This is a genomic window from Brachyspira sp. SAP_772 (genome assembly GCF_009755885.1).
GTDB lineage: Bacteria > Spirochaetota > Brachyspiria > Brachyspirales > Brachyspiraceae > Brachyspira.
This window is the reverse complement of sequence record NZ_VYIX01000142.1, coordinates 1-738: the sequence shown is the minus strand read 5'-3', so window position 1 is coordinate 738 and position 738 is coordinate 1. Positions and strand designations below refer to the sequence as shown.

Annotated in this window: 1 protein-coding gene; it reads right to left on the bottom strand. The window is 26.5% G+C overall.

The annotated features are described in order from the left end of the window. Positions 1-18: 18 nt before the first annotated feature. Positions 19-423, bottom strand: a complete 405-nt coding sequence (locus GQX97_RS13115) for a MaoC family dehydratase (protein WP_157152283.1) — start codon at positions 421-423, stop codon at positions 19-21. Between the last annotated feature and the right edge of the window lie 315 nt (positions 424-738).

Here is a 738-nt window from a genome sequence, read left to right as displayed (position 1 = left end):
AATATATAATTAATTTTTTCATTGTTTCATTACAGTTGCTTTTCCGCTTAAAACTACTTTTCCATCTTGATTAGTACAAGTAGTTGAAAGTATTACTCTGTTTTTTTCAGGGATAAGYTCTATAATTTCAGCAGTAGCTGTAATTGTATCTCCGAAATATACTGGAGCTAAGAATTTTAATTCTTGTCCCATATAGATAGTTCCTTCTCMTGGAAGTTTTGTTCCTAATACTGCCGATATAAGTCCTGCAGTAAGCATTCCATGAGCTATTCTATGCTTGAACATAGTTTGCTGTGCATGAACTTCGTTTAAGTGGGCTGGGTTTGTGTCAAGCGTAATTCCTGCATATAGAATTACATCGGTTTCGGTTATAGTTTTGGAAATTTCAGCCTTCATTCCAACTTTTAACTCTTCAAATTTCATAATAATCTCTCCTAATTATTTTTTATTTTTTAAAAAATATCTTATTAGTGTAAAATATAAATCAAATATTTAAAAAAATATTGGCCAAAAATACTTTTACATATTTTGCCAATACAATTTAATGTTTTATATCATACAACAACAAAGCTAATAAGTATAATACAAATTATAACTATTGTTTATATATTGTATATATTAGTATAAGATTTTATAAAACTTGTTCTTTATTAAGAGCAAGAACTTTAAATACTATACTTAATTTGTCTTATGCTTAATTTGTTATACTAGTTAGAGATACTCTTCTAAAAAATAATT